The 17,735-nt window shown below is 49.4% G+C and carries 19 protein-coding genes; 15 read left to right on the top strand and 4 right to left on the bottom strand.

What is annotated here, in order from left to right; genetic code table 11:
* Nucleotides 1-52 precede the first annotated feature (52 nt).
* The 11 genes from MAQ5080_RS08885 to MAQ5080_RS08935 all read left to right on the top strand — a co-directional run bounded on the left by MAQ5080_RS08885 (nucleotide 53) and on the right by MAQ5080_RS08935 (nucleotide 9,790).
* Nucleotides 53-457 (top strand): ATP synthase subunit I, encoded by a 405-nt coding sequence (locus MAQ5080_RS08885; RefSeq protein WP_067205744.1) that lies wholly within the window; start codon nucleotides 53-55, stop codon nucleotides 455-457.
* 49 nt (nucleotides 458-506) lie between these two features.
* Nucleotides 507-1,331, top strand: coding sequence for a F0F1 ATP synthase subunit A (atpB, locus tag MAQ5080_RS08890; RefSeq protein WP_067205747.1), 825 nt, complete (start codon nucleotides 507-509; stop codon nucleotides 1,329-1,331).
* Nucleotides 1,332-1,387: 56 nt separating this feature from the next.
* Nucleotides 1,388-1,642: a F0F1 ATP synthase subunit C gene (gene atpE / locus MAQ5080_RS08895; protein WP_067205750.1), complete on the top strand. Its 255-nt coding sequence runs from the start codon at nucleotides 1,388-1,390 to the stop codon at nucleotides 1,640-1,642.
* Between the two features lie 60 nt (nucleotides 1,643-1,702).
* Nucleotides 1,703-2,173, top strand: a complete 471-nt coding sequence (locus MAQ5080_RS08900) for a F0F1 ATP synthase subunit B (protein WP_067205753.1) — start codon at nucleotides 1,703-1,705, stop codon at nucleotides 2,171-2,173.
* 11 nt (nucleotides 2,174-2,184) lie between these two features.
* The gene (locus MAQ5080_RS08905; protein ID WP_067205756.1) at nucleotides 2,185-2,721 is read left to right on the top strand and encodes a F0F1 ATP synthase subunit delta; all 537 of its coding nucleotides are present in this window, start codon (nucleotides 2,185-2,187) and stop codon (nucleotides 2,719-2,721) included.
* A 36-nt stretch (nucleotides 2,722-2,757) separates the two neighbouring features.
* Entirely contained in the window at nucleotides 2,758-4,302 is a 1,545-nt protein-coding gene (gene atpA / locus MAQ5080_RS08910; RefSeq protein ID WP_067205758.1) for a F0F1 ATP synthase subunit alpha, read from the top strand.
* Nucleotides 4,303-4,380: 78 nt separating this feature from the next.
* Complete coding sequence (gene atpG / locus MAQ5080_RS08915) at nucleotides 4,381-5,244, top strand: F0F1 ATP synthase subunit gamma (protein ID WP_067205760.1); 864 nt, start codon at nucleotides 4,381-4,383, stop codon at nucleotides 5,242-5,244.
* Nucleotides 5,245-5,272: 28 nt separating this feature from the next.
* On the top strand, nucleotides 5,273-6,649 hold the full coding sequence (atpD, locus tag MAQ5080_RS08920; protein ID WP_067205762.1) for a F0F1 ATP synthase subunit beta: 1,377 nt from the start codon (nucleotides 5,273-5,275) through the stop codon (nucleotides 6,647-6,649).
* Between the two features lie 59 nt (nucleotides 6,650-6,708).
* The gene (locus MAQ5080_RS08925) at nucleotides 6,709-7,134 is read left to right on the top strand and encodes a F0F1 ATP synthase subunit epsilon (RefSeq protein ID WP_067205765.1); all 426 of its coding nucleotides are present in this window, start codon (nucleotides 6,709-6,711) and stop codon (nucleotides 7,132-7,134) included.
* Nucleotides 7,135-7,320: 186 nt separating this feature from the next.
* Entirely contained in the window at nucleotides 7,321-7,776 is a 456-nt protein-coding gene (locus MAQ5080_RS08930) for a F0F1 ATP synthase subunit epsilon (RefSeq protein ID WP_067205767.1), read from the top strand.
* 76 nt (nucleotides 7,777-7,852) lie between these two features.
* Nucleotides 7,853-9,790, top strand: coding sequence for a propionyl-CoA synthetase (locus tag MAQ5080_RS08935; RefSeq protein WP_269447857.1), 1,938 nt, complete (start codon nucleotides 7,853-7,855; stop codon nucleotides 9,788-9,790).
* 90 nt (nucleotides 9,791-9,880) lie between these two features.
* On the opposite strand, the gene MAQ5080_RS08940 is transcribed toward MAQ5080_RS08935, so the two are convergent.
* Complete coding sequence (locus tag MAQ5080_RS08940) at nucleotides 9,881-10,621, bottom strand: TrmB family transcriptional regulator (protein ID WP_067205773.1); 741 nt, start codon at nucleotides 10,619-10,621, stop codon at nucleotides 9,881-9,883.
* 243 nt (nucleotides 10,622-10,864) lie between these two features.
* Here MAQ5080_RS08940 and tcdA point away from each other — a divergent pair, with 243 nt between their 5' ends.
* Complete coding sequence (gene tcdA / locus MAQ5080_RS08945) at nucleotides 10,865-11,656, top strand: tRNA cyclic N6-threonylcarbamoyladenosine(37) synthase TcdA (RefSeq protein WP_082861002.1); 792 nt, start codon at nucleotides 10,865-10,867, stop codon at nucleotides 11,654-11,656.
* Nucleotides 11,657-11,678: 22 nt separating this feature from the next.
* Nucleotides 11,679-12,263 carry a LysE family translocator gene (locus MAQ5080_RS08950; RefSeq protein ID WP_067205779.1) on the top strand — a complete coding sequence of 195 codons (585 nt, stop codon included), beginning with the start codon at nucleotides 11,679-11,681 and terminating at the stop codon, nucleotides 12,261-12,263.
* Between the two features lie 15 nt (nucleotides 12,264-12,278).
* On the opposite strand, the gene MAQ5080_RS08955 is transcribed toward MAQ5080_RS08950, so the two are convergent.
* Together MAQ5080_RS08955 and MAQ5080_RS08960 are read right to left on the bottom strand one after the other, a co-directional pair.
* Nucleotides 12,279-12,671, bottom strand: coding sequence for a SufE family protein (locus MAQ5080_RS08955; RefSeq protein WP_067205782.1), 393 nt, complete (start codon nucleotides 12,669-12,671; stop codon nucleotides 12,279-12,281).
* Nucleotides 12,664-13,881, bottom strand: coding sequence for an aminotransferase class V-fold PLP-dependent enzyme (locus tag MAQ5080_RS08960; RefSeq protein WP_067205785.1), 1,218 nt, complete (start codon nucleotides 13,879-13,881; stop codon nucleotides 12,664-12,666). Before MAQ5080_RS08960 ends, MAQ5080_RS08955 begins: the two co-directional genes overlap by 8 nt.
* Nucleotides 13,882-13,902: 21 nt before the next feature.
* Here MAQ5080_RS08960 and MAQ5080_RS08965 point away from each other — a divergent pair, with 21 nt between their 5' ends.
* Together MAQ5080_RS08965 and MAQ5080_RS08970 are read left to right on the top strand one after the other, a co-directional pair.
* Entirely contained in the window at nucleotides 13,903-15,705 is a 1,803-nt protein-coding gene (locus MAQ5080_RS08965) for a GntR family transcriptional regulator (protein WP_231870776.1), read from the top strand.
* Nucleotides 15,706-15,813: 108 nt separating this feature from the next.
* Entirely contained in the window at nucleotides 15,814-17,043 is a 1,230-nt protein-coding gene (locus MAQ5080_RS08970; RefSeq protein ID WP_067205788.1) for an aminotransferase class V-fold PLP-dependent enzyme, read from the top strand.
* Nucleotide 17,044: 1 nt separating this feature from the next.
* Here the strand turns inward: MAQ5080_RS08970 and MAQ5080_RS08975 are convergent, their stop codons facing one another.
* Nucleotides 17,045-17,680, bottom strand: coding sequence for a DsbA family protein (locus MAQ5080_RS08975; RefSeq protein WP_067205791.1), 636 nt, complete (start codon nucleotides 17,678-17,680; stop codon nucleotides 17,045-17,047).
* Between the last annotated feature and the right edge of the window lie 55 nt (nucleotides 17,681-17,735).

Consider the following 17,735-nt stretch of genomic DNA (forward strand, 5'->3'; position numbering starts at 1 on the left):
ATTGTATGCGCGTTTTTTTGCCTCACAATGGTGCGTCAAGTTAGGGGATAGCATGGCGTCTAGCAAACCACTAAGAGCAAGTGAATTACTTGCCATGAGAAAACGAGCAGTGTTTCGTTTTATTGGCTTGCAGGTGGCGCTTGCCGCTGGCTTGAGTGTGGGAATTTTGGTCGCGATGAGCGGTCTACACGCCTACTCTTTTTTTGCCGGGGCTTTAGCAAGCATCCTACCGAATTTATATATGGCATGGCGCGTATTTGGTCATGCTGGGACGCAAACTGCAAAAGATGTGGTGCGGTCCTTTTACCGAGGTGAATCGGGCAAGTTGGTACTGACGGCTATTTTGGTTTCTGCTGTCTTCATTTTCATCAAGCCACTTGCTTCTGGCGCGATGTTGGCCGGCTTCGGAATGGCGATTATGAGCCACTGGCTCAGTCCTTTGTTGCTCAACAAGTAATGCAGCAAAGCGTAACGATTTTAATCATTGAAAAAGTGTGGATGTAAATATGGCAAGTGAAAATCTCACCGCGTCCGGCTACATTAAGCACCACCTTCAGAATTTGACCTTTGGTCAACATCCTGACGGTTCGTGGGGCATTGCTCACGGTGCGGATGAAGCGGCAGCAATGGGATTCTGGGCGATTCACCTAGATACCATGTTATTCTCGATTGGCTTGGGGATCTTCTTCCTATGGCTATTCCGTAAGGCTGCGAAGAAAGTGTCGGTTGACACACCTTCTGGTCTACAGAACTTTGTTGAAATGATGGTCGAATTTGTCGACACGAGCGTGAAAGAGAGTTTTCACGGCCGAAATCGTGTTATCGCGCCGTTGGCGTTGACAATTTTCGTCTGGATTTTCTTGATGAACTTAATGGACTTGATCCCAGTTGACTTCATCCCTCATCTAGCTACGTTGGCGGGTATTCCATACTTCCGTATCGTTCCGACAACAGATATCAACGCGACACTAGGTCTGTCTCTATCAGTCTTCGCATTGATTATCTTTTACAGCATCAAAATTAAAGGCGTGGGTGGCTTTACTAAAGAATTGACACTTCAGCCCTTTAATACACCTATCATGATTCCATTCAACTTTGTCTTGGAAATGGTAGGTCTACTAGCGAAACCAGTATCGTTGGCACTGCGTCTATTCGGTAACTTGTACGCTGGTGAGCTGATCTTTATTCTTATCGCTATTTTGCCGTGGTTCGCTCAGTGGGCGCTATCTGTGCCTTGGGCAATCTTCCATATCTTGGTCATCACATTGCAAGCTTTCATCTTTATGATGCTAACAATCGTGTACCTAAGTATGGCCCACGAAGATCACTAATTCTTTTTGAATAAAACGCTTTAAACTTTAAAAAACTGTGATATTTAGGAGTTAAAATGGAAACTGTAGTTGGTTTAACTGTTATCTCTGTAGCAATCCTTATCGGTTTGGCTGCACTGGGTACAGCGATTGGTTTTGCTATCTTGGGTGGTAAGTTCTTGGAAGCAAGTGCTCGTCAACCAGAGCTAGCGCCTATGCTACAAACTAAAATGTTCATCGTTGCGGGTCTTCTTGACGCCGTTTCTATGATCGGTGTAGGTATTGCTTTGTTCTTCACTTTCGCAAACCCATTCGTTGCTTTGGTTAACTAATACGTCGCTCTCCTTTGAAGTGACTTATTAATTTTGAACGACTAAAGCGAGGATATTTGCGTGAATATTAATCTCACACTAATAGGCCAAGCTATCTCGTTTGCTATTTTTGTGTGGTTCTGCATGAAGTTCGTGTGGCCACCAGTGATTGCTGCGCTCGAAGAGCGTAGCAAGAAAATTGCAGACGGTTTGGAAGCAGCTAACCGCGCTTCACGTGATCTAGAGCTAGCTCAAGAGCAAGCGACTAAGACACTACGTGAAAGCAAGGAACAAGCGGCCGAGATTATTGAACAAGCCAACAAACGTGCTAACCAAATCATTGACGAAGCGAAAGAGCAAGCGCGCACCGACGGCGAACGCCTACGTGATGCAGCGCAAGCAGAGATCGAACAAGATGTCGTACGTGCTCGTGAAGCACTACGTTCACAAGTTTCAACTCTAGCTCTTATCGGTGCCGAGAAGATTTTGGGTGCCAGTGTTGACGAGAAAGCACACAGCGAGATCGTTGAACAACTCGCCAAAGAGCTATAAGCGAGGGTCCTATGGCTGAATTAAAAACAGTCGCGCGACCATACGCCAAAGCCGCTTTTGAAGTCGCTCGTGAGCAAGGCCAAGTAGCTGAGTGGGCCAATATGCTAAGCATATTGGCTACTGCTACAAAAGAGCCAAAGCTAAGCGTAGCGCTTCAGAATCCAGCTTTTAGTGCGCAAGAGAAGGCAACAGCTCTGGCGGAAGTGTGCAGCGAAGTAATCACTGAACAAGGTAAAGGCTACTTAGTTAGCCTTGCCGAGAATAAGCGTCTAACGCTTCTTCCAGCGATTTCTGAGTTATTTGAACAGTTTAAATTGAATTACGAGAAAGCAGTGGATGTTGTAGTAACTTCTGCTTTTGCGTTATCAGCTGAACAAGAGCAAACACTGGCCGCTTCACTCGGTAAAAAATTGGACCGCAACGTCAATTTGACCAGTGAAACAGACGCAAGCCTTATTGGTGGCGTGGTAATCCGTACCGGTGATTTAATCATCGACGGTTCAGTACGCGGAAAACTGGCGAAACTGGCCGAAGCGATAAACTCCTAGAGTTTCGTAATTGAAACTAGGGTTGAGGAATTTAGCATGCAGCAACTGAATCCATCTGAGATCAGCGAGATCATTAAGAAGCGCATCGAATCACTTGATGTGTCTTCAGATGCCCAGAATGAGGGCACAATTGTCAGCGTTGCAGACGGTATCGTATTGATCCACGGTCTAGCTGACGTAATGTACGGGGAAATGATTGAGTTCCCTGGTGGTGTCTTTGGTATGGCATTGAACCTAGAGCGTGACTCTGTAGGTGCCGTAGTACTAGGTAACTACCAAGACCTTGTAGAAGGTCAAAAAGCAAAATGTACTGGTCGTATTCTTGAAGTACCAGTAGGCCCTGAGCTACTAGGTCGCGTTGTTGACGCACTTGGTAACCCAATCGACGGCAAAGGCTCTGTAGACGCGAAACTAACTGATGCAGTTGAAAAAGTTGCACCAGGCGTTATCGCTCGTCAAGGCGTTGATCAACCAGTACAAACTGGTTACAAAGCGATTGACTCTATGGTGCCAATCGGTCGTGGTCAGCGTGAGTTGATCATCGGTGACCGTCAGATCGGTAAAACGGCTCTAGCAATCGACACTATCATTGCTCAGAAATACTCTGGCATTAAGTGTGTGTACGTTGCGATCGGTCAGAAACAATCTACTATCGCGAACGTAGTACGTAAGCTAGAAGAAAATGGCGCAATGGAATACACAACTGTTGTTGTAGCGGGTGCATCTGACCCAGCAGCAATGCAGTTCCTAGCACCATACTCTGGTTGTACTATGGGCGAATACTTCCGTGACCGCGGTGAAGACGCATTGATCGTATTTGATGACTTGACGAAACAAGCTTGGGCTTACCGTCAAATCTCATTGCTACTACGTCGTCCACCAGGCCGTGAAGCATACCCAGGTGACGTTTTCTACTTGCACTCTCGTCTACTAGAGCGTGCGTCTCGCGTAAGCGCTGAGTACGTAGAAAAATTCACTAACGGTGAAGTTAAAGGTCAAACAGGTTCTTTGACTGCTCTACCTATCATCGAGACTCAAGGTGGTGACGTATCTGCGTTCGTACCAACGAACGTAATCTCTATCACTGACGGTCAGATCTTCCTAGAAACTAGCTCATTCAACGCCGGTATCCGTCCTGCAATGAACGCTGGTATCTCGGTATCTCGTGTTGGTGGTGCAGCGCAAACGAAAATCATCAAGAAGCTAGGTGGTGGTATCCGTCTTGCTCTTGCTCAGTACCGTGAATTGGCGGCATTCGCTCAGTTCGCTTCTGACCTTGATGATGCGACTCGTAAGCAACTTGAGCACGGTAAGCAAGTAACTGAATTGATGAAACAAGCGCAGTTCAGTCCAATGCCTGTAGGTGAAATGGGCGTAATCCTTTACGCTGCCAACGAAGGCTTCCTTGCGGATGTTGAAACAAGCAAAATTGCTAGCTTTGAAAATGCATTGTTAGGTTACATGAACAGTGAACACACTGATCTGATGGCTGACATCAACAAAACTGGTAAATACAACGACGAAATCGCCGGCACATTTAAGTCAGCGATTGAGAAGTTTAAAGCGACACAAACTTGGTAATGATTGGGTGGCTGGTTCGCCAGCCACCGATCATCTCTGCAGTTTGTGAATTAACATTCTCACAAGGGCAGGTCTAATATGGCAGTCGGAAAAGAGATACGCGCTCAGATTGGGAGCATTAACAATACGCGAAAAATTACTCGCGCTATGGAAAAAGTAGCAGCAAGTAAAACGCGTAAAGCTCAGGATCGTATGGGCTCTTCTCGTCCGTATGCAGATCGCATTCGTCAGGTGATCGGTCACTTGGCAAACGCGAATCTTGAGTATAAGCACCGTTACCTAAACGAGCGTGAAATCAAGCGAGTTGGTTACATCATCGTATCCAGTGACCGTGGTTTGTGTGGTGGCTTGAACGTTAACGTGTTCAAAGCTGCGATTAAAGACATGAAGCAATTTGTTGAAGCAGGGGTCGAAGTTGAGATCTGTGCGGTAGGCTCAAAAGCGGTGTCTTTCTTCAAAAACTACGGTGGTAATGTATCTGCCGCAATTACTGGTCTAGGCGATGCTCCTGAAGCAGCAAGTCTAGTCGGTAGTGTGAAAGTTATGTTGGATGCGTTTGACGAAGGTCGCATCGACCGTCTGGTTATGGTTTCTAACGAATTCGTTAACACCATGACTCAGAAGCCACGTGTTGAACAGCTTTTGCCGCTTGAAGCAGAAGAAAATGATCAACTGAAGCACCACTGGGATTACATCTACGAACCTACTGATCCAGTAGAGATCTTGAATGATCTTTTGGTTCGTTACATCGAATCTCAGGTGTACCAAGCCGTTGTTGAAAACATTGCGTGTGAACAAGCCGCTCGAATGCTGGCTATGAAGAACGCAACGGACAACGCGGGCGACATCATTAATGAATTGCAGTTGGTATACAACAAGGCACGTCAGGCAGCCATTACTCAGGAAATTTCTGAGATTGTTGGCGGCGCGGCAGCGGTTTAAGGTATCAAGGTATTAAGAGGATCCGAACATGAGTAGCGGACAAATCGTACAGATTATCGGTGCGGTTATCGACGTGGAATTCCCACGTGATAACGTGCCAAAAGTATACGACGCCCTCACTATCGAGGGAAAAGAGTTGGTGTTGGAAGTTCAACAACAACTAGGTGACGGTATCGTACGTACTATCGCCATGGGTTCTACTGAAGGTCTACGTCGTGGTCTAGAAGTTCAAAACACTGGTCACCCAGTATCTGTACCAGTTGGTACTAAGACACTAGGTCGTATCATGGACGTTCTAGGTAACCCAATTGACGAAAAAGGCGCAATCGGTGAAGAAGAGCGTTGGTCTATCCACCGTGAAGCTCCATCTTACGCTGACCAGTCTTCAAGCAACGAATTGCTTGAAACAGGTATCAAGGTAATCGACCTTGTATGTCCTTTCGCGAAAGGTGGTAAAGTTGGTCTGTTTGGTGGTGCCGGTGTAGGTAAAACCGTAAACATGATGGAACTTATCCGTAACATCGCGATCGAGCACAGCGGTTACTCTGTATTCGCAGGTGTAGGTGAGCGTACTCGTGAGGGTAACGACTTCTACCACGAGATGACTGATTCGAACGTAATCGACAAAGTATCTCTAGTATACGGTCAGATGAACGAGCCACCAGGCAACCGTCTACGTGTAGCACTAACGGGTCTTACTATGGCGGAAAAATTCCGTGATGAAGGCCGTGACGTACTATTCTTCGTCGACAACATCTACCGTTACACACTAGCGGGTACTGAAGTATCAGCCCTGCTAGGCCGTATGCCTTCTGCAGTAGGTTACCAGCCAACTCTTGCAGAAGAGATGGGTGTACTTCAAGAACGTATCACGTCAACTAAGAAAGGCTCTATCACGTCTGTACAAGCGGTATACGTACCTGCCGATGACTTGACTGACCCATCTCCAGCGACAACGTTCTCGCACTTGGATGCAACAGTTGTATTGTCTCGTGACATCGCTTCTTTGGGTATCTACCCAGCGATCGATCCACTAGATTCTACTTCTCGTCAGCTTGACCCACTAGTAATCGGTCAAGAGCACTACGACGTAGCGCGTGGCGTACAGATGGTTCTTCAGCGCTACAAAGAGCTGAAAGACATCATCGCGATCCTAGGTATGGACGAGCTTTCTGAAGAAGACAAGCAGACAGTAAACCGCGCTCGTAAGATCCAGCGTTACTTGTCTCAGCCTTTCTTCGTTGCAGAAGTATTCACTGGTGCTCCAGGTAAATACGTTTCTTTGAAAGACACTATCCGTGGCTTCCAAGGTATCCTAAACGGCGAATACGATGAGCTTCCAGAGCAAGCGTTCTACATGATCGGTAGCATCGAAGAAGCCATCGAGAAAGCTAAGAAACTTTAATCCACGCTTGTCAGTGGGTCTATACTCACTGACAAAGCCTGATTTGAAAGAGGCAACTTATGGCTTTCACGATGCAATGCGATATCGTAAGTGCGGAACAAGAGATCTTCTCCGGTTTAGTTGAGACTCTTGTGGCGGCAGGTAGTTTAGGCGATCTAGGTATTTACCCAGGTCACGCGCCTTTGTTGACTACCTTGCAACCAGGCCCAGTTCGTGTGGTTAAGCAAAACGGTGAAGAAGAGTTTATCTTCGTATCGGGTGGCTTCTTAGAAGTTCAACCACACCGAATTACTGTCTTAGCAGATACCGCTGTTCGCGCTAACGATCTTGATGAGGCGGCAGCACTTGAAGCGAAGAAACACGCTCAAGACCTGTTGGATCAACAAAATTCAGATTTGGATCTTGGCCGTGCCACGGCTGAGCTTGCGGAAGCCGTAGCACGTCTACGTACTATCCAGCAATACCGTCACGGTACTGGCATCTAACTTTAGATGATATCCATCTCTCAAAAAAGCAGCCCTAGGGCTGCTTTTTTTATGCTTAATGCTTTTTCGATAGACAATTAACTGAGGTCTATATCGCTGATACCTTATTGTTGTACAGTGTCATCTAGCCCAAAGCTGTATGCAGCCATTAACAGCGCCAATCCACTCCAAAGACAGGGAACTTTCATGAGTCACACCATTCTATGCGATATCGTCAGCGCTGAGCGCACACTTTATTCCAACCTTGTGAAGTACGTTGTTGTACAAGCGGATCACGGAGAGCTGGGCATCTTTCCTGGTCATGCGCCATTATTAACGACTCTCAAAACCGGCAGTGCACGCTTAGTCAAGGAAGACGACTCTGAAGAGATTATGTTTATCTCAGGTGGTTTTATGGAAGTGCAGCCCCATAAGGTGATTTTATTAGCCGACTTTGCCCAGCGTGCCAGTGAACTGGATATGGAGGAGGCCTTGGCGGCGAAGCAGCATGCCGAAGAGCATTTAGGAAACTCCAGTAATGAGCTTGACCATACTCGTGCTTTAAAAGAGCTTAATGAAGCGCTTGCTCGTATTAGGGCGATTGAGCAAAATCGAAGAATAGGTCATTTTGTCGACAAAAATCACGTGCACCCTAAATATTAGCCTTTAGTATTAGATTTTTCGCTTAAAAAACAGTCTATATTTGATTCTGACGTTTCAGATTGTCAACAATCTGGGTTTGGCAAAGAATAAACATAAAAGGTCTGCCTGCATGTCATATCAAATAGAGTATCAACGTGCCTGCGCTGAGCCAGAAGCGTTTTGGCGTGAACAAGCGCAAGCGTTAGACTGGTTCAAATTCCCCAAAACTGTGCTCTCACAAGATGAACACGGTATGGATCGATGGTTTGCCGATGGCGAACTCAACACCTGCTATTTAGCCCTTGATCACCATGTGGCCAATGGTCGTGCTGACCAAGCCGCCTTGATCTATGACTCCCCCGTGACCGACACCAAGAAAACCTACAGCTACCAAGACCTGCTGAACGAAGTGGCACTGTTCGCTGGGGCTTTAAAGCGGCAGGGCGTAGCGAAGGGCGACACCGTCGTTATCTATATGCCCATGATCCCGCAGGCCTTGATTGCGATGTTAGCGGTGGCGCGTTTGGGGGCCATTCATTCGGTCGTGTTTGGTGGCTTTGCCGCCCACGAATTGGCCGTGCGCATTGACGATGCCAAGCCGAAAGCCATTGTCAGCGCATCCTGTGGTATCGAAGTTTGCCGTACCATTGCTTATAAGCCATTACTCGATGAAGCTCTGAAACAAGCCCAGCATAGCCCTAATGCCTGCATCATCTATCAACGGGAACAACAGCTCGCCGAGTTGCAGCCAGGCCGAGATTTGGATTGGAACGCAGCGATGTCAGACGCTACGCCTACTGACTGTACCCCTGTAAAAGCGACCGACCCGCTTTATATCTTGTATACCTCAGGTACCACCGGTAAACCCAAGGGCGTGGTGCGTGACAACGGCGGTCATGCGGTGGCACTGAATTACTCCATGCAAGCGATCTACAACATGAGTCCTGGGGAAGTATTCTGGGCCGCCTCCGATGTCGGCTGGGTCGTCGGGCACTCTTACATTGTTTACGGCCCGTTGATCTATGGCTGCACCACAGTGATGTACGAAGGTAAGCCGATCATGACGCCCAATGCGGGTGAGTTCTGGCGCGTGTGCAAAGAGTACGATGTGAAGACTCTGTTTGCCGCGCCGACCGCGTTTCGTGCGATTCGCAAAGAAGACCCGAATGCCGAGCTACTGAACAAAGCAGACCTGGCCGGTTTGCGGGTCATCTTTATGGCCGGTGAGCGCTTAGATCCGCCGACCTATGAGTGGACCAAAGCTGTCACCGGCAAATGCATTGTCGACCATTGGTGGCAGACCGAAACCGGCTGGGCGATCTGCGCCAATCCGATTGGCCTAGAAATGAAGATTGCCAAACCGGGCTCTTCCACCGTGCCATCTCCAGGCTTTCAAGTGCATGTTTTGGACGATCAAGGGGAGCCATTACCGCCGATGGAGCAAGGCAGTATCGCCATTAAACGTCCATTGCCACCGAGCTGTTTACCAACCATCTGGGGGGATATCGAGCGTTTCAAATCCAGCTACTTAAATGTGTATCCGGGTTACTACACTTCAGGCGACGGTGGTTACATTGATGAAGACGGCTATGTCTTTATTATGGGACGTACCGACGATGTGATTAACGTGGCGGGGCATCGCTTATCAACCGGCGAAATGGAAGAAGTGGTCGCGATGCACGATGCCGTGGCAGAGTGCTGTGTCATCGGAATTAACGACGATCTTAAAGGCCAGTTGCCGTTAGGGTTAGTGCTATTGAAAAATGGCTATGAAGAGCAAGCTGATACTGTTCAGGAAGAACTGATCGCTTTGGTACGTCAAGAGATCGGTGCTTTGGCCTGCTTTAAAATTGCTATGGTGGTGCCACGTTTACCAAAAACTCGCTCTGGCAAGATTCTACGTAAGCTACTGCGTCAGATTGCCTCGGGTGAGGAGTTCACCATTCCATCAACCATTGATGACCCTAACAGCATCTACGATATCCAAGAGCTGATGGCCGAACGCGGCCTGATTGTCGAAAAACTCGCGGGCTAGCGAGTACCGAGCAAGCCAACATGGCATGGCCATGTTATTCCACGATTGCCCGAGTCTTTACTCGGGCTTTTTTATGGGGATGAATTCCGTCTACAGCAATCGCCATAGAGTATCGAAGATAATCTGCTGCGCTTTGGCAATATCGTTCGATTCCAGTACCACCGCCGAAGGGAAGTTATCCCGCGCCAGAGAAATAATGGCACACTTGGGCGGGTAGATGGCGATGTAGCTGGCATCGACACTGTCTTCGGTTTTGATCCATTTACGTTCCGACAGTTCTGCGTCTTCACCGCCATCGCCCAAGGCGATTACCTTTACCTTAATGCCCAGCTTGATACGTTGTTTGGTATAGGTCGGAAACGGTCGGTATAAATAGGGACGGATCGGTTTCGAAGAAAATACACAGTATTCTTTATGGTCTTGCTGAGACACCACGTTTAAAATATCGCGTAATACCCATTCGATGCCATCATCGCCCTCATAGTAACGCACATCGGTGTGATGGAAGGTCGGCTGGGACTGTACCAAGCTTGGAATAATGGTGTGCTTGAGCGAGTCGATGGTTTTCTCGATGTTCTGCTTACGCTCTTCAGCGAGGTTGAGCAAAATCTCTGGGTTTTCCGCCATAAAGAAACGGCGTTTACCTTTCGGGAAATAACTGACCACCCCTTTGTTTTGTAGCTGTTTCAAGGATTCGTAGGCGGAACCGCGGTTAATGCCCGACTGTTCGGCGATATCACGAATCGAAGCTGGCCCTAATTTCAGCAATGTTTGATACAGCGTGGTTTCACGCTCGGTCAGGCCGAGTTGTTCTAAGACTTGATGCAGCATAAACCCTAATTAATCGTAAAAATGTAGACGTTGTCGAACCCGGCATGGTGCCGATGTATCGATGCTAGCTGAGATAAAGTTGTGTCATCGCAAGTATTAAGCCCATGGAGGGGCGATCCGAGCGTCGCGGACAGGGATGTCCGTCGTTCGGTACTGCGATGACACAACGGAATCCTTCATCAGCAAGATCCGATATTGTAAGCCATTCTGCCTTATCGACGAGAATCTGCAAGGAGTTCAAGAGTGAGTGATGATCAGCGTTTTGGTGGTATTAGCCGCCTTTACGGCCAAACAGCCTATGAGTTTTTCCAACAAGCCCACGTGTGCGTGATCGGTATTGGTGGCGTTGGCTCATGGTGCGCGGAAGCGTTGGCGCGCTCTGGCGTCGGTCAGATCACCTTGATCGATATGGACGATGTTTGCATCACCAACATCAACCGCCAAATTCATGCCCTAGATGGCACCATTGGTAACGCCAAAGTCGATGCCATGGCCGAGCGTATTAAGCTGATCAACCCAAACTGCCAAGTGCACTGCGTGGAAGACTTTATCACCACCGATAACGTCCCTGAGCTGTTAGATCAGCCGTTTGACTACATCATTGATGCGATTGATAGCTTAAAACCGAAAGCGGCCATGATCGCTTGGTGTAAGCGCAATAAACGTAAGCTGATCACCGTCGGTGGCGCCGGTGGCCAGATCGATCCAACCAAAGTTCAGATTGCTGACTTGTCTCGTACCGAGCAAGACCCGTTGGCGGCTAAGCTGCGCAACTACCTGCGCCGTCACTACAACTTCCCGCGCGATACCAAGAAGCGCTTCGAAATCGAATGTGTGTACTCATTGGAGCAACTGAAATACCCACAGACAGACGGTACAGTGTGCGAGACTCGCCAGAAAGGGGATACAGAAACTAAGATGAACTGTGAAACCGGTTTTGGCTCCAGCACGGTCGTGACTGCGACCTTTGGCTTTGTTGCGGTAGGGCGAGTGCTTGAGAAGCTAGCGCTAAAAGCGAAGCAATCATCCAAATAGAGGCCCAAGAGGTGCGCGAAACATGGAAAGTCAGTTAGCCTTTTTAGCCGTTTGCCTCGCGTCTGCCGCTTCTCCAGGGCCTGGTGGTTTGGCGGTGGTCAGCAACAGTATCAATCACAATCTGCGTCGTACCTTACCGGTGATCTTTGGCATTGCTACGGGGCTATTGTTGGCGTCACTGTTGGCCAACACCTGGTTGTTGGCGGTGATTCATTCAAGTGACAGGGCGTTTCTGGTGATGACTTGGCTTTGCAGTGCGTACATCGCTTACTTGGGCGCTAAGGCGTTGTATTATGCCAACCGTGAGATGACGATTGCCGCACAGGGCTATGGCTTTAAGAATGGCGTGCTGATTTCACTACTGAACCCGAAAACCTTGGTGTTTTTTGGCGCCTTATTTCCGATGTTTATTACCAATGAAGCGAACTTTATTCGTGATGCCATTGTACTGACGTTGGAACTGGTGCTGATTACCTTAGTGATTCATATCTTGGTGTCTTCTGCGATCGACAAGATATCCCATATCCTGAAAAACCATTTAGTCGCGATTAATCGCATCACCGGCGTCATGTTTATCGCCTTGGGGATCAGTGGCTTTATCTTTTAGCAAACTCGCAACCGTTTAGGCCTGAATCTGCTTCAAGATACCTAGTACCCCATTAGTACGTGAGCTGGTTAGATAGCTGGAAAGGTTAAACTGGCTTAGCTCAGTGACGAGGTCCATGGCTTGCAATTCGGCTTTGCTATGGCCATTGGCAAGGCTTAGGATCACCAGCAACACACCACGCATCAGCTTGGCATCGCTGTCCGCTTGGAAGGTACAGGTACCGTTCTCTTGGTGCTCGATTAGCCAAACGGCGCTTTCACAGCCTTTCACCTTATTGTCTTCTGTTTTCTCTGTATCGCTTAGACGCTCGAGCTGTTTGCTAAGACTGACTAACTCTTTGAAGGTCGCTTCTTTGCTGGTGCAGGCTTGTAGTCGTGCTTGGATGGCGTCGCGGTTTAAATCAGTCATCACCTAGGATCTCAATGGCTTCCAGTAAAACATCACAGAAGCGGCGTGCTTCTGACAGAGTATTGTAACAAGCAAAGGAGGCCCGCAGGGTGCTGCTGACCCCTAATTGTGCCATCAATGGATGGGCACAATGGCTGCCTGCGCGCACGGCGATGCCCTGGCTATCAAGGTAGCCGTTTAAATCCATGGTATGGATACCTGGTACCCCTAAGGACACGACCGTGGTGTCGCTTTCTGGGGAGTAGATTTCGATGGCGGTATGAAACTTCAGTTCATCGTATACGTAGCGAGCCAGCTTTTGTTCCCACTCAATCATGCCTTGGCGATCTTGTGCCGCCAAGAAGTCACAGGCCGTGGCCATGCCGATTACGCCTTCGATATGGGGCGTGCCGGCTTCCAGGCGATACGGCAGCACGTTGAATTCCGTACTGTTGTAGGTCACATGGCTGACCATCTCACCGCCAGTTTGTACCGGTGTTAGGACTTCTAAAGCGTGCGGCTTGCCATACAGCACACCAATGCCGGTGGGGCCATACATCTTGTGACCTGAGAAGACATAGAAGTCACAGTCTAGTGCTTGAACATCGATAGGATAGTGAGCGACCGCTTGCGCGCCATCGACCAGGGTAAAGGCGTTCACGGCTTTGGCCGCAGCAAGCATTTGCTTAATCGGGGTTTTCACGCCAATGGCGTTGGAAATCTGAGTACAAGCAAAAATCCGCGTGTGTTCGTTAAAGTAGCGCTCGTATTCTGGCTCCCATTCACCTCGAGAGGTCAGCGGTAAGACACGTAAGCGGGCCCCTGTACGAAACGCCAATTGCTGCCAAGGCACTAGATTGGCATGGTGCTCAAGGCTCGTGATTAGGATTTCATCATCGGGTTTTAAACACCACTCCAAGCCATAGGCCACCATATTGATCGACTCGGTGGTGCCTTTGGTCCAGATCACATGATCTGCTTGTGGCGCATTAATAAAGCGCGCCACACGGTCGCGGGCGTGTTCAAATTGTGCGGTGGCGCGATCACTTAAGTAATGGGCACCGCGATGCACATTGGCATTACTGGTGGTGTAGTAGGCCATTAAGGCATCTAGCACAACCTGCGGCTTTTGTGTGGTGGCAGCATTATCGAGATACACCAAGGGGTGATCATTGGCTTCCAATTGTAAGATCGGAAACTTTGCTCGAAGTGTGTTCGCATCAAATGCCATACGCTAGGTGTCCGCTGCTGTTTGAAAATAGGGCTAAATTGTACCTTAAATCTAGTGAATCTCAGCAATATTGCACGTTACCGCCGCCAAACACTTGTCATTTCAGCGTTATTCGCTAAGGTTCATACAGAATGTAAAGATTTCCAAATTAAAGGTACAGAGACGGTGGCGGACTTTCTATATAAAGGCGTAGTGGATTGGTTTTTAGAGCAAATGAGCCAAGGTGCATTAGCCCCTGGGGACAAGATGCCGTCCCTACGAAAACTGGCCAAACAGCTTGAGCTGAGTCTCAACACCGTCATCCACGGTTATGAAATCCTCGCCGAAGAAGGCTGGATCGAATCGCGTCCTAAGTCTGGTTATTTTGTCTGTCATAAGCCCAGCGTCAAGCACGCTCATGTGCTGGCGGGGGACCGTGTCGCACAGTTCAGTGACACCTTGAGCAAGAAGATGGCGTGGTCCGCCTTGTCCCACCGCGCGGCCATGGTGGACCAAAGCGATGAATTTCTAAACCCGGCCGTCAAAGCCACTGAGTCAGACTTACCTGTGCTAGGAAAAGGCCACTTAGCGGTGCGTGAGGCGGTCAGTGAGCACTTACGTAAAGTCGCCATCAATGCTCACCCATCGCATATCTGGTTGGGCCGCTCGCCGTTGGCCATGTACACCCAAGCGGTACAAACTCTGACCCAAGTAAAGGATGCGGTATTGGTGATCACGCCTTGTGACCCACGTCTGACCTCAACCTTGCTAAGCCTAGGTCGTGAAGTCTTTACCCTTGCCGCGGGTGAGCGCGGCGTTGACCTAGATGAGGCGGTGCGTTGTTTGCGCGATGACGCCATCAAGATGGTCGTGTTCCCGAGTCAGTTTGCCTTCCCCAGCGGCAGTGAGATTTCCAACTTAAGCCTGCGTCGTTGGCTAGCCATCTTACAGCAGCTCGACATGCCTGCGGTTGAGTGGGACATGACGTCCCATTTAGGCTACAAGTCTTCCACCTTGATGACATACAAATCACTCGATGAGAAAAACCAAGTGGTGTACATCGGTGGGGTCGAGTCGAAAGGCGTGGATCGTAATGCCGCTTGGTGTATCCCTGGCAAGTATCAGGCGCTTGAAGGGGCTTTGCTCAGTGCCGACCTTGCTTTGAGCGATCCACAGCAACAGGCGCTGATGGATACACTGCAGCCGTCGCAACGCCAGTCCTTGATGCGACGGGCCCGTCAAATTTGGTCGGTGGCAGAGAAGTCCAAGAGTATGTTGGAAAACGCTTTGGGCGAGAGTGTGCGTTTTGCTAGCAGCAAAGGTGGCTTAACCCTTTGGTTGCAATTGCCGCAAGCGTTGACGGAAGCACAACTGACGCAGCTATTAGCCAAGCACCGCCACGGCATTGTGCCAGGGTATTACCTATCGGCGCAGCAGGAGGCGGATCATTGGTTAGCGGTCAATGTGACCTATGATGCCATTGCTGCACTGGCACAGCAGTTGGCGCGCTTTACCCATGACCTAGTGCAACCAGAGGCTCAGCTAGAAGAGCAGGCAAACGCTAGCGCTGCGACAGATGAGACGGAAGCGTCTCAGGTGATCGATAGCCAAGCCGAAGAAGCGGCAGGGGTGCTGTTAGAGCCGAGCGACTTTGATCTCGACGATGTCATGCTAAAAGAGTCGGAAGAGACAGAGCAGGCGGCAGAGGCCCCAAAGGAAGAGGCAGCAGAGCCAAATGTGGCGGACCAGTCGGAACCGTCTGAGCGCTCGGATAACGCTTCAGAGAAGGCCCCTAAAACCCTCTATAACCCCATGCTTGACCTGATTAATCATGATTTTGGCTAAGCGCTAACGCTTTGCTCTAACATGGATTTTCTGTGTACGTGCGGGCATTTTTGGTAACGCCTCCTATACTGCTGTAATAGGCAAATATTAGGGTAAGAGGAGTTCGAGATGTCCGCATTGGATTTGCAGTTTGTACGATCACAGTTCCCCGCATTCGATGAACCGAGCTTAGCAGGGCAAGCTTTTTTTGATAACGCGGGTGGCTCTTATGCTTGCCTGCCAGTGATTGTGCAGCTCAACCGCTACTACCACCAAAACAAAATTCAGCCTTACCATTTGCACCCAGTGTCGCAGGAAGCGGGCCGCCAAATGGACGAGTCCCATGATCGCCTAGCCGGCTACCTCAATGTGCTGCCTGAAGAAGTGCACCTTGGCCCTTCCACCTCGCAAAATACCTATGTCTTAGCGCAAGCGTTTGCCCATGTGCTGCAAGCGGGCGATGAAATTATCGTTACGAATCAAGACCATGAAGCCAATATCGGGGTATGGCGTAGGCTTGCCGAACGCGGCATAGTGATCAAAGAGTGGCGTGTGGATCCGATTACAGGTGAGTTAGATAGCAGTGAATTGGATACACTTTTCAGTGACAAAACCAAGCTGTTAGCCTTTACCCACAGCTCCAATGTGGTGGCGCACATCAACCCGGTCAAAGACATTTGCGCTAAGGCCAAAGCGGCGGGGGTGTGGACCTTGGTGGATGGAGTAGCGTACGCCGGCCACGGTTTCCCAGATGTAAAAGATCTCGGGGCGGATATCTATCTGTTCTCGCTCTACAAAGCCTTTGGTCCGCATCAGGGGGTGATGGTGATACGCCAAGATGTGGCACTCAAGCTTGGCAATCAAGGCCATTTCTTTAATGGCGAGTACCGTCATAAATGGTTTGTGCCAGCTGGCCCAGATCATGCCCAAGTGGCGGCTGCTCGGGGAGTGGTGGATTACTTTGACCGCTTGCATGACCATCACTTTGACGCCAGCAAAGACATCAGCGTCAGAGCCAGCCATGTGCGCAAACTGCTGCAGGATGCCGATGCGGCCCTATTGCCACAGTTATTAGACTATGTCTCGGAGCACCCTAAACTGACCTTAGTCGGTCCGTCGGACTTTACCAAGCGTTGCGCCACCGTGTCGATGTTGGCCACCGAGCAAACGCCCCAGGAGCTTGCGGCGAAGTTGGTTAAGCAAGGCATTATCTGTGGCGCTGGGCATTTCTACGCGGTGCGCTTACTGGAAGCCTTAGGCGTGGACCCCAACACCGGGGTGCTGCGTTTATCGTTTGTGCATTACACCAGTCGAGAGGACATGACTCAGTTGCTCGAAGCGTTAGACAAAGCCTTATAGATCAATCGACTTGTTTTAAGCGCTGTTCAATCAGAGCCAACATTGGCCGATGATCTTGGTAGTTGATTGGGATAGGCAAGAGTTGCTCACCAATCAGCAGCGCCAATGACGGGAAGGAATTGAGGCCAATATGACGGGCGTTTTCGATTTCTCGCTCGAGCAAAGCTTGTTCTTGCACATAGTGCATGTTGTGCAAGAAGCCTTCGCGATTGAGGCCAATCTGTTCGGCGCAATCTGCCAGCACATCTAGGTTGGAAGGGTTTTTAGCTTCTAAGTAATAGGCCTGCTGGATGGCGTGGTACATCTCCATCTCAAGGTTACTGTCGCGCGCCACCATACAAGAACGGTTAGCTGGGTAAGTGGAGCGACGTGGCTCTGTATGGCGCCAGAAGTCATAGTTAAATTCTGTACCCAATTCACTGGCAATACGTTGCCAAGTGGCTTCGAGTTTCTGGCGCATGGCCATCGGCATGGGCACATCCGAATCCGGAGCTAGACCCCCAAGCATAGGCTGAATGACAAGCTCATCACGCTCGATACGCTTTGCTAAGGCTGTTTGCAGGGCTTGCCAAGTAGGGCGAAATCCCCAACACCAGCTGCACATGGGGTCATAGCAATAAATTAACGTAGCGGTCATGTGTTACTCCAAATTTTGGGCAATAAAAAAGCCAGCTAAGGGATACCCTAGCTGG

The sequence above is a fragment of the Marinomonas aquimarina genome (assembly GCF_900089755.1).
Classification (GTDB): Bacteria; Pseudomonadota; Gammaproteobacteria; order Pseudomonadales; family Marinomonadaceae; genus Marinomonas; species Marinomonas aquimarina.

Excerpts from the sequence above, each read along its gene's own strand:
- atpB (WP_067205747.1), top strand. The coding sequence starts at position 507 with ATGGCAAGTGAAAATCTCACCGCGTCCGGCTACATTAAGCACCACCTT.
- MAQ5080_RS08925 (WP_067205765.1), top strand. The coding sequence starts at position 6,709 with ATGGCTTTCACGATGCAATGCGATATCGTAAGTGCGGAACAAGAGATC.
- MAQ5080_RS08885 (WP_067205744.1), top strand. The coding sequence starts at position 53 with ATGGCGTCTAGCAAACCACTAAGAGCAAGTGAATTACTTGCCATGAGA.
- atpG (WP_067205760.1), top strand. The coding sequence starts at position 4,381 with ATGGCAGTCGGAAAAGAGATACGCGCTCAGATTGGGAGCATTAACAAT.
- MAQ5080_RS08950 (WP_067205779.1), top strand. The coding sequence starts at position 11,679 with ATGGAAAGTCAGTTAGCCTTTTTAGCCGTTTGCCTCGCGTCTGCCGCT.
- MAQ5080_RS08905 (WP_067205756.1), top strand. The coding sequence starts at position 2,185 with ATGGCTGAATTAAAAACAGTCGCGCGACCATACGCCAAAGCCGCTTTT.
- atpD (WP_067205762.1), top strand. The coding sequence starts at position 5,273 with ATGAGTAGCGGACAAATCGTACAGATTATCGGTGCGGTTATCGACGTG.
- MAQ5080_RS08955 (WP_067205782.1), bottom strand. The coding sequence starts at position 12,671 with ATGACTGATTTAAACCGCGACGCCATCCAAGCACGACTACAAGCCTGC.
- MAQ5080_RS08960 (WP_067205785.1), bottom strand. The coding sequence starts at position 13,881 with ATGGCATTTGATGCGAACACACTTCGAGCAAAGTTTCCGATCTTACAA.
- atpE (WP_067205750.1), top strand. The coding sequence starts at position 1,388 with ATGGAAACTGTAGTTGGTTTAACTGTTATCTCTGTAGCAATCCTTATC.
- MAQ5080_RS08970 (WP_067205788.1), top strand. The coding sequence starts at position 15,814 with ATGTCCGCATTGGATTTGCAGTTTGTACGATCACAGTTCCCCGCATTC.
- MAQ5080_RS08940 (WP_067205773.1), bottom strand. The coding sequence starts at position 10,621 with ATGCTGCATCAAGTCTTAGAACAACTCGGCCTGACCGAGCGTGAAACC.
- MAQ5080_RS08975 (WP_067205791.1), bottom strand. The coding sequence starts at position 17,680 with ATGACCGCTACGTTAATTTATTGCTATGACCCCATGTGCAGCTGGTGT.
- atpA (WP_067205758.1), top strand. The coding sequence starts at position 2,758 with ATGCAGCAACTGAATCCATCTGAGATCAGCGAGATCATTAAGAAGCGC.
- MAQ5080_RS08930 (WP_067205767.1), top strand. The coding sequence starts at position 7,321 with ATGAGTCACACCATTCTATGCGATATCGTCAGCGCTGAGCGCACACTT.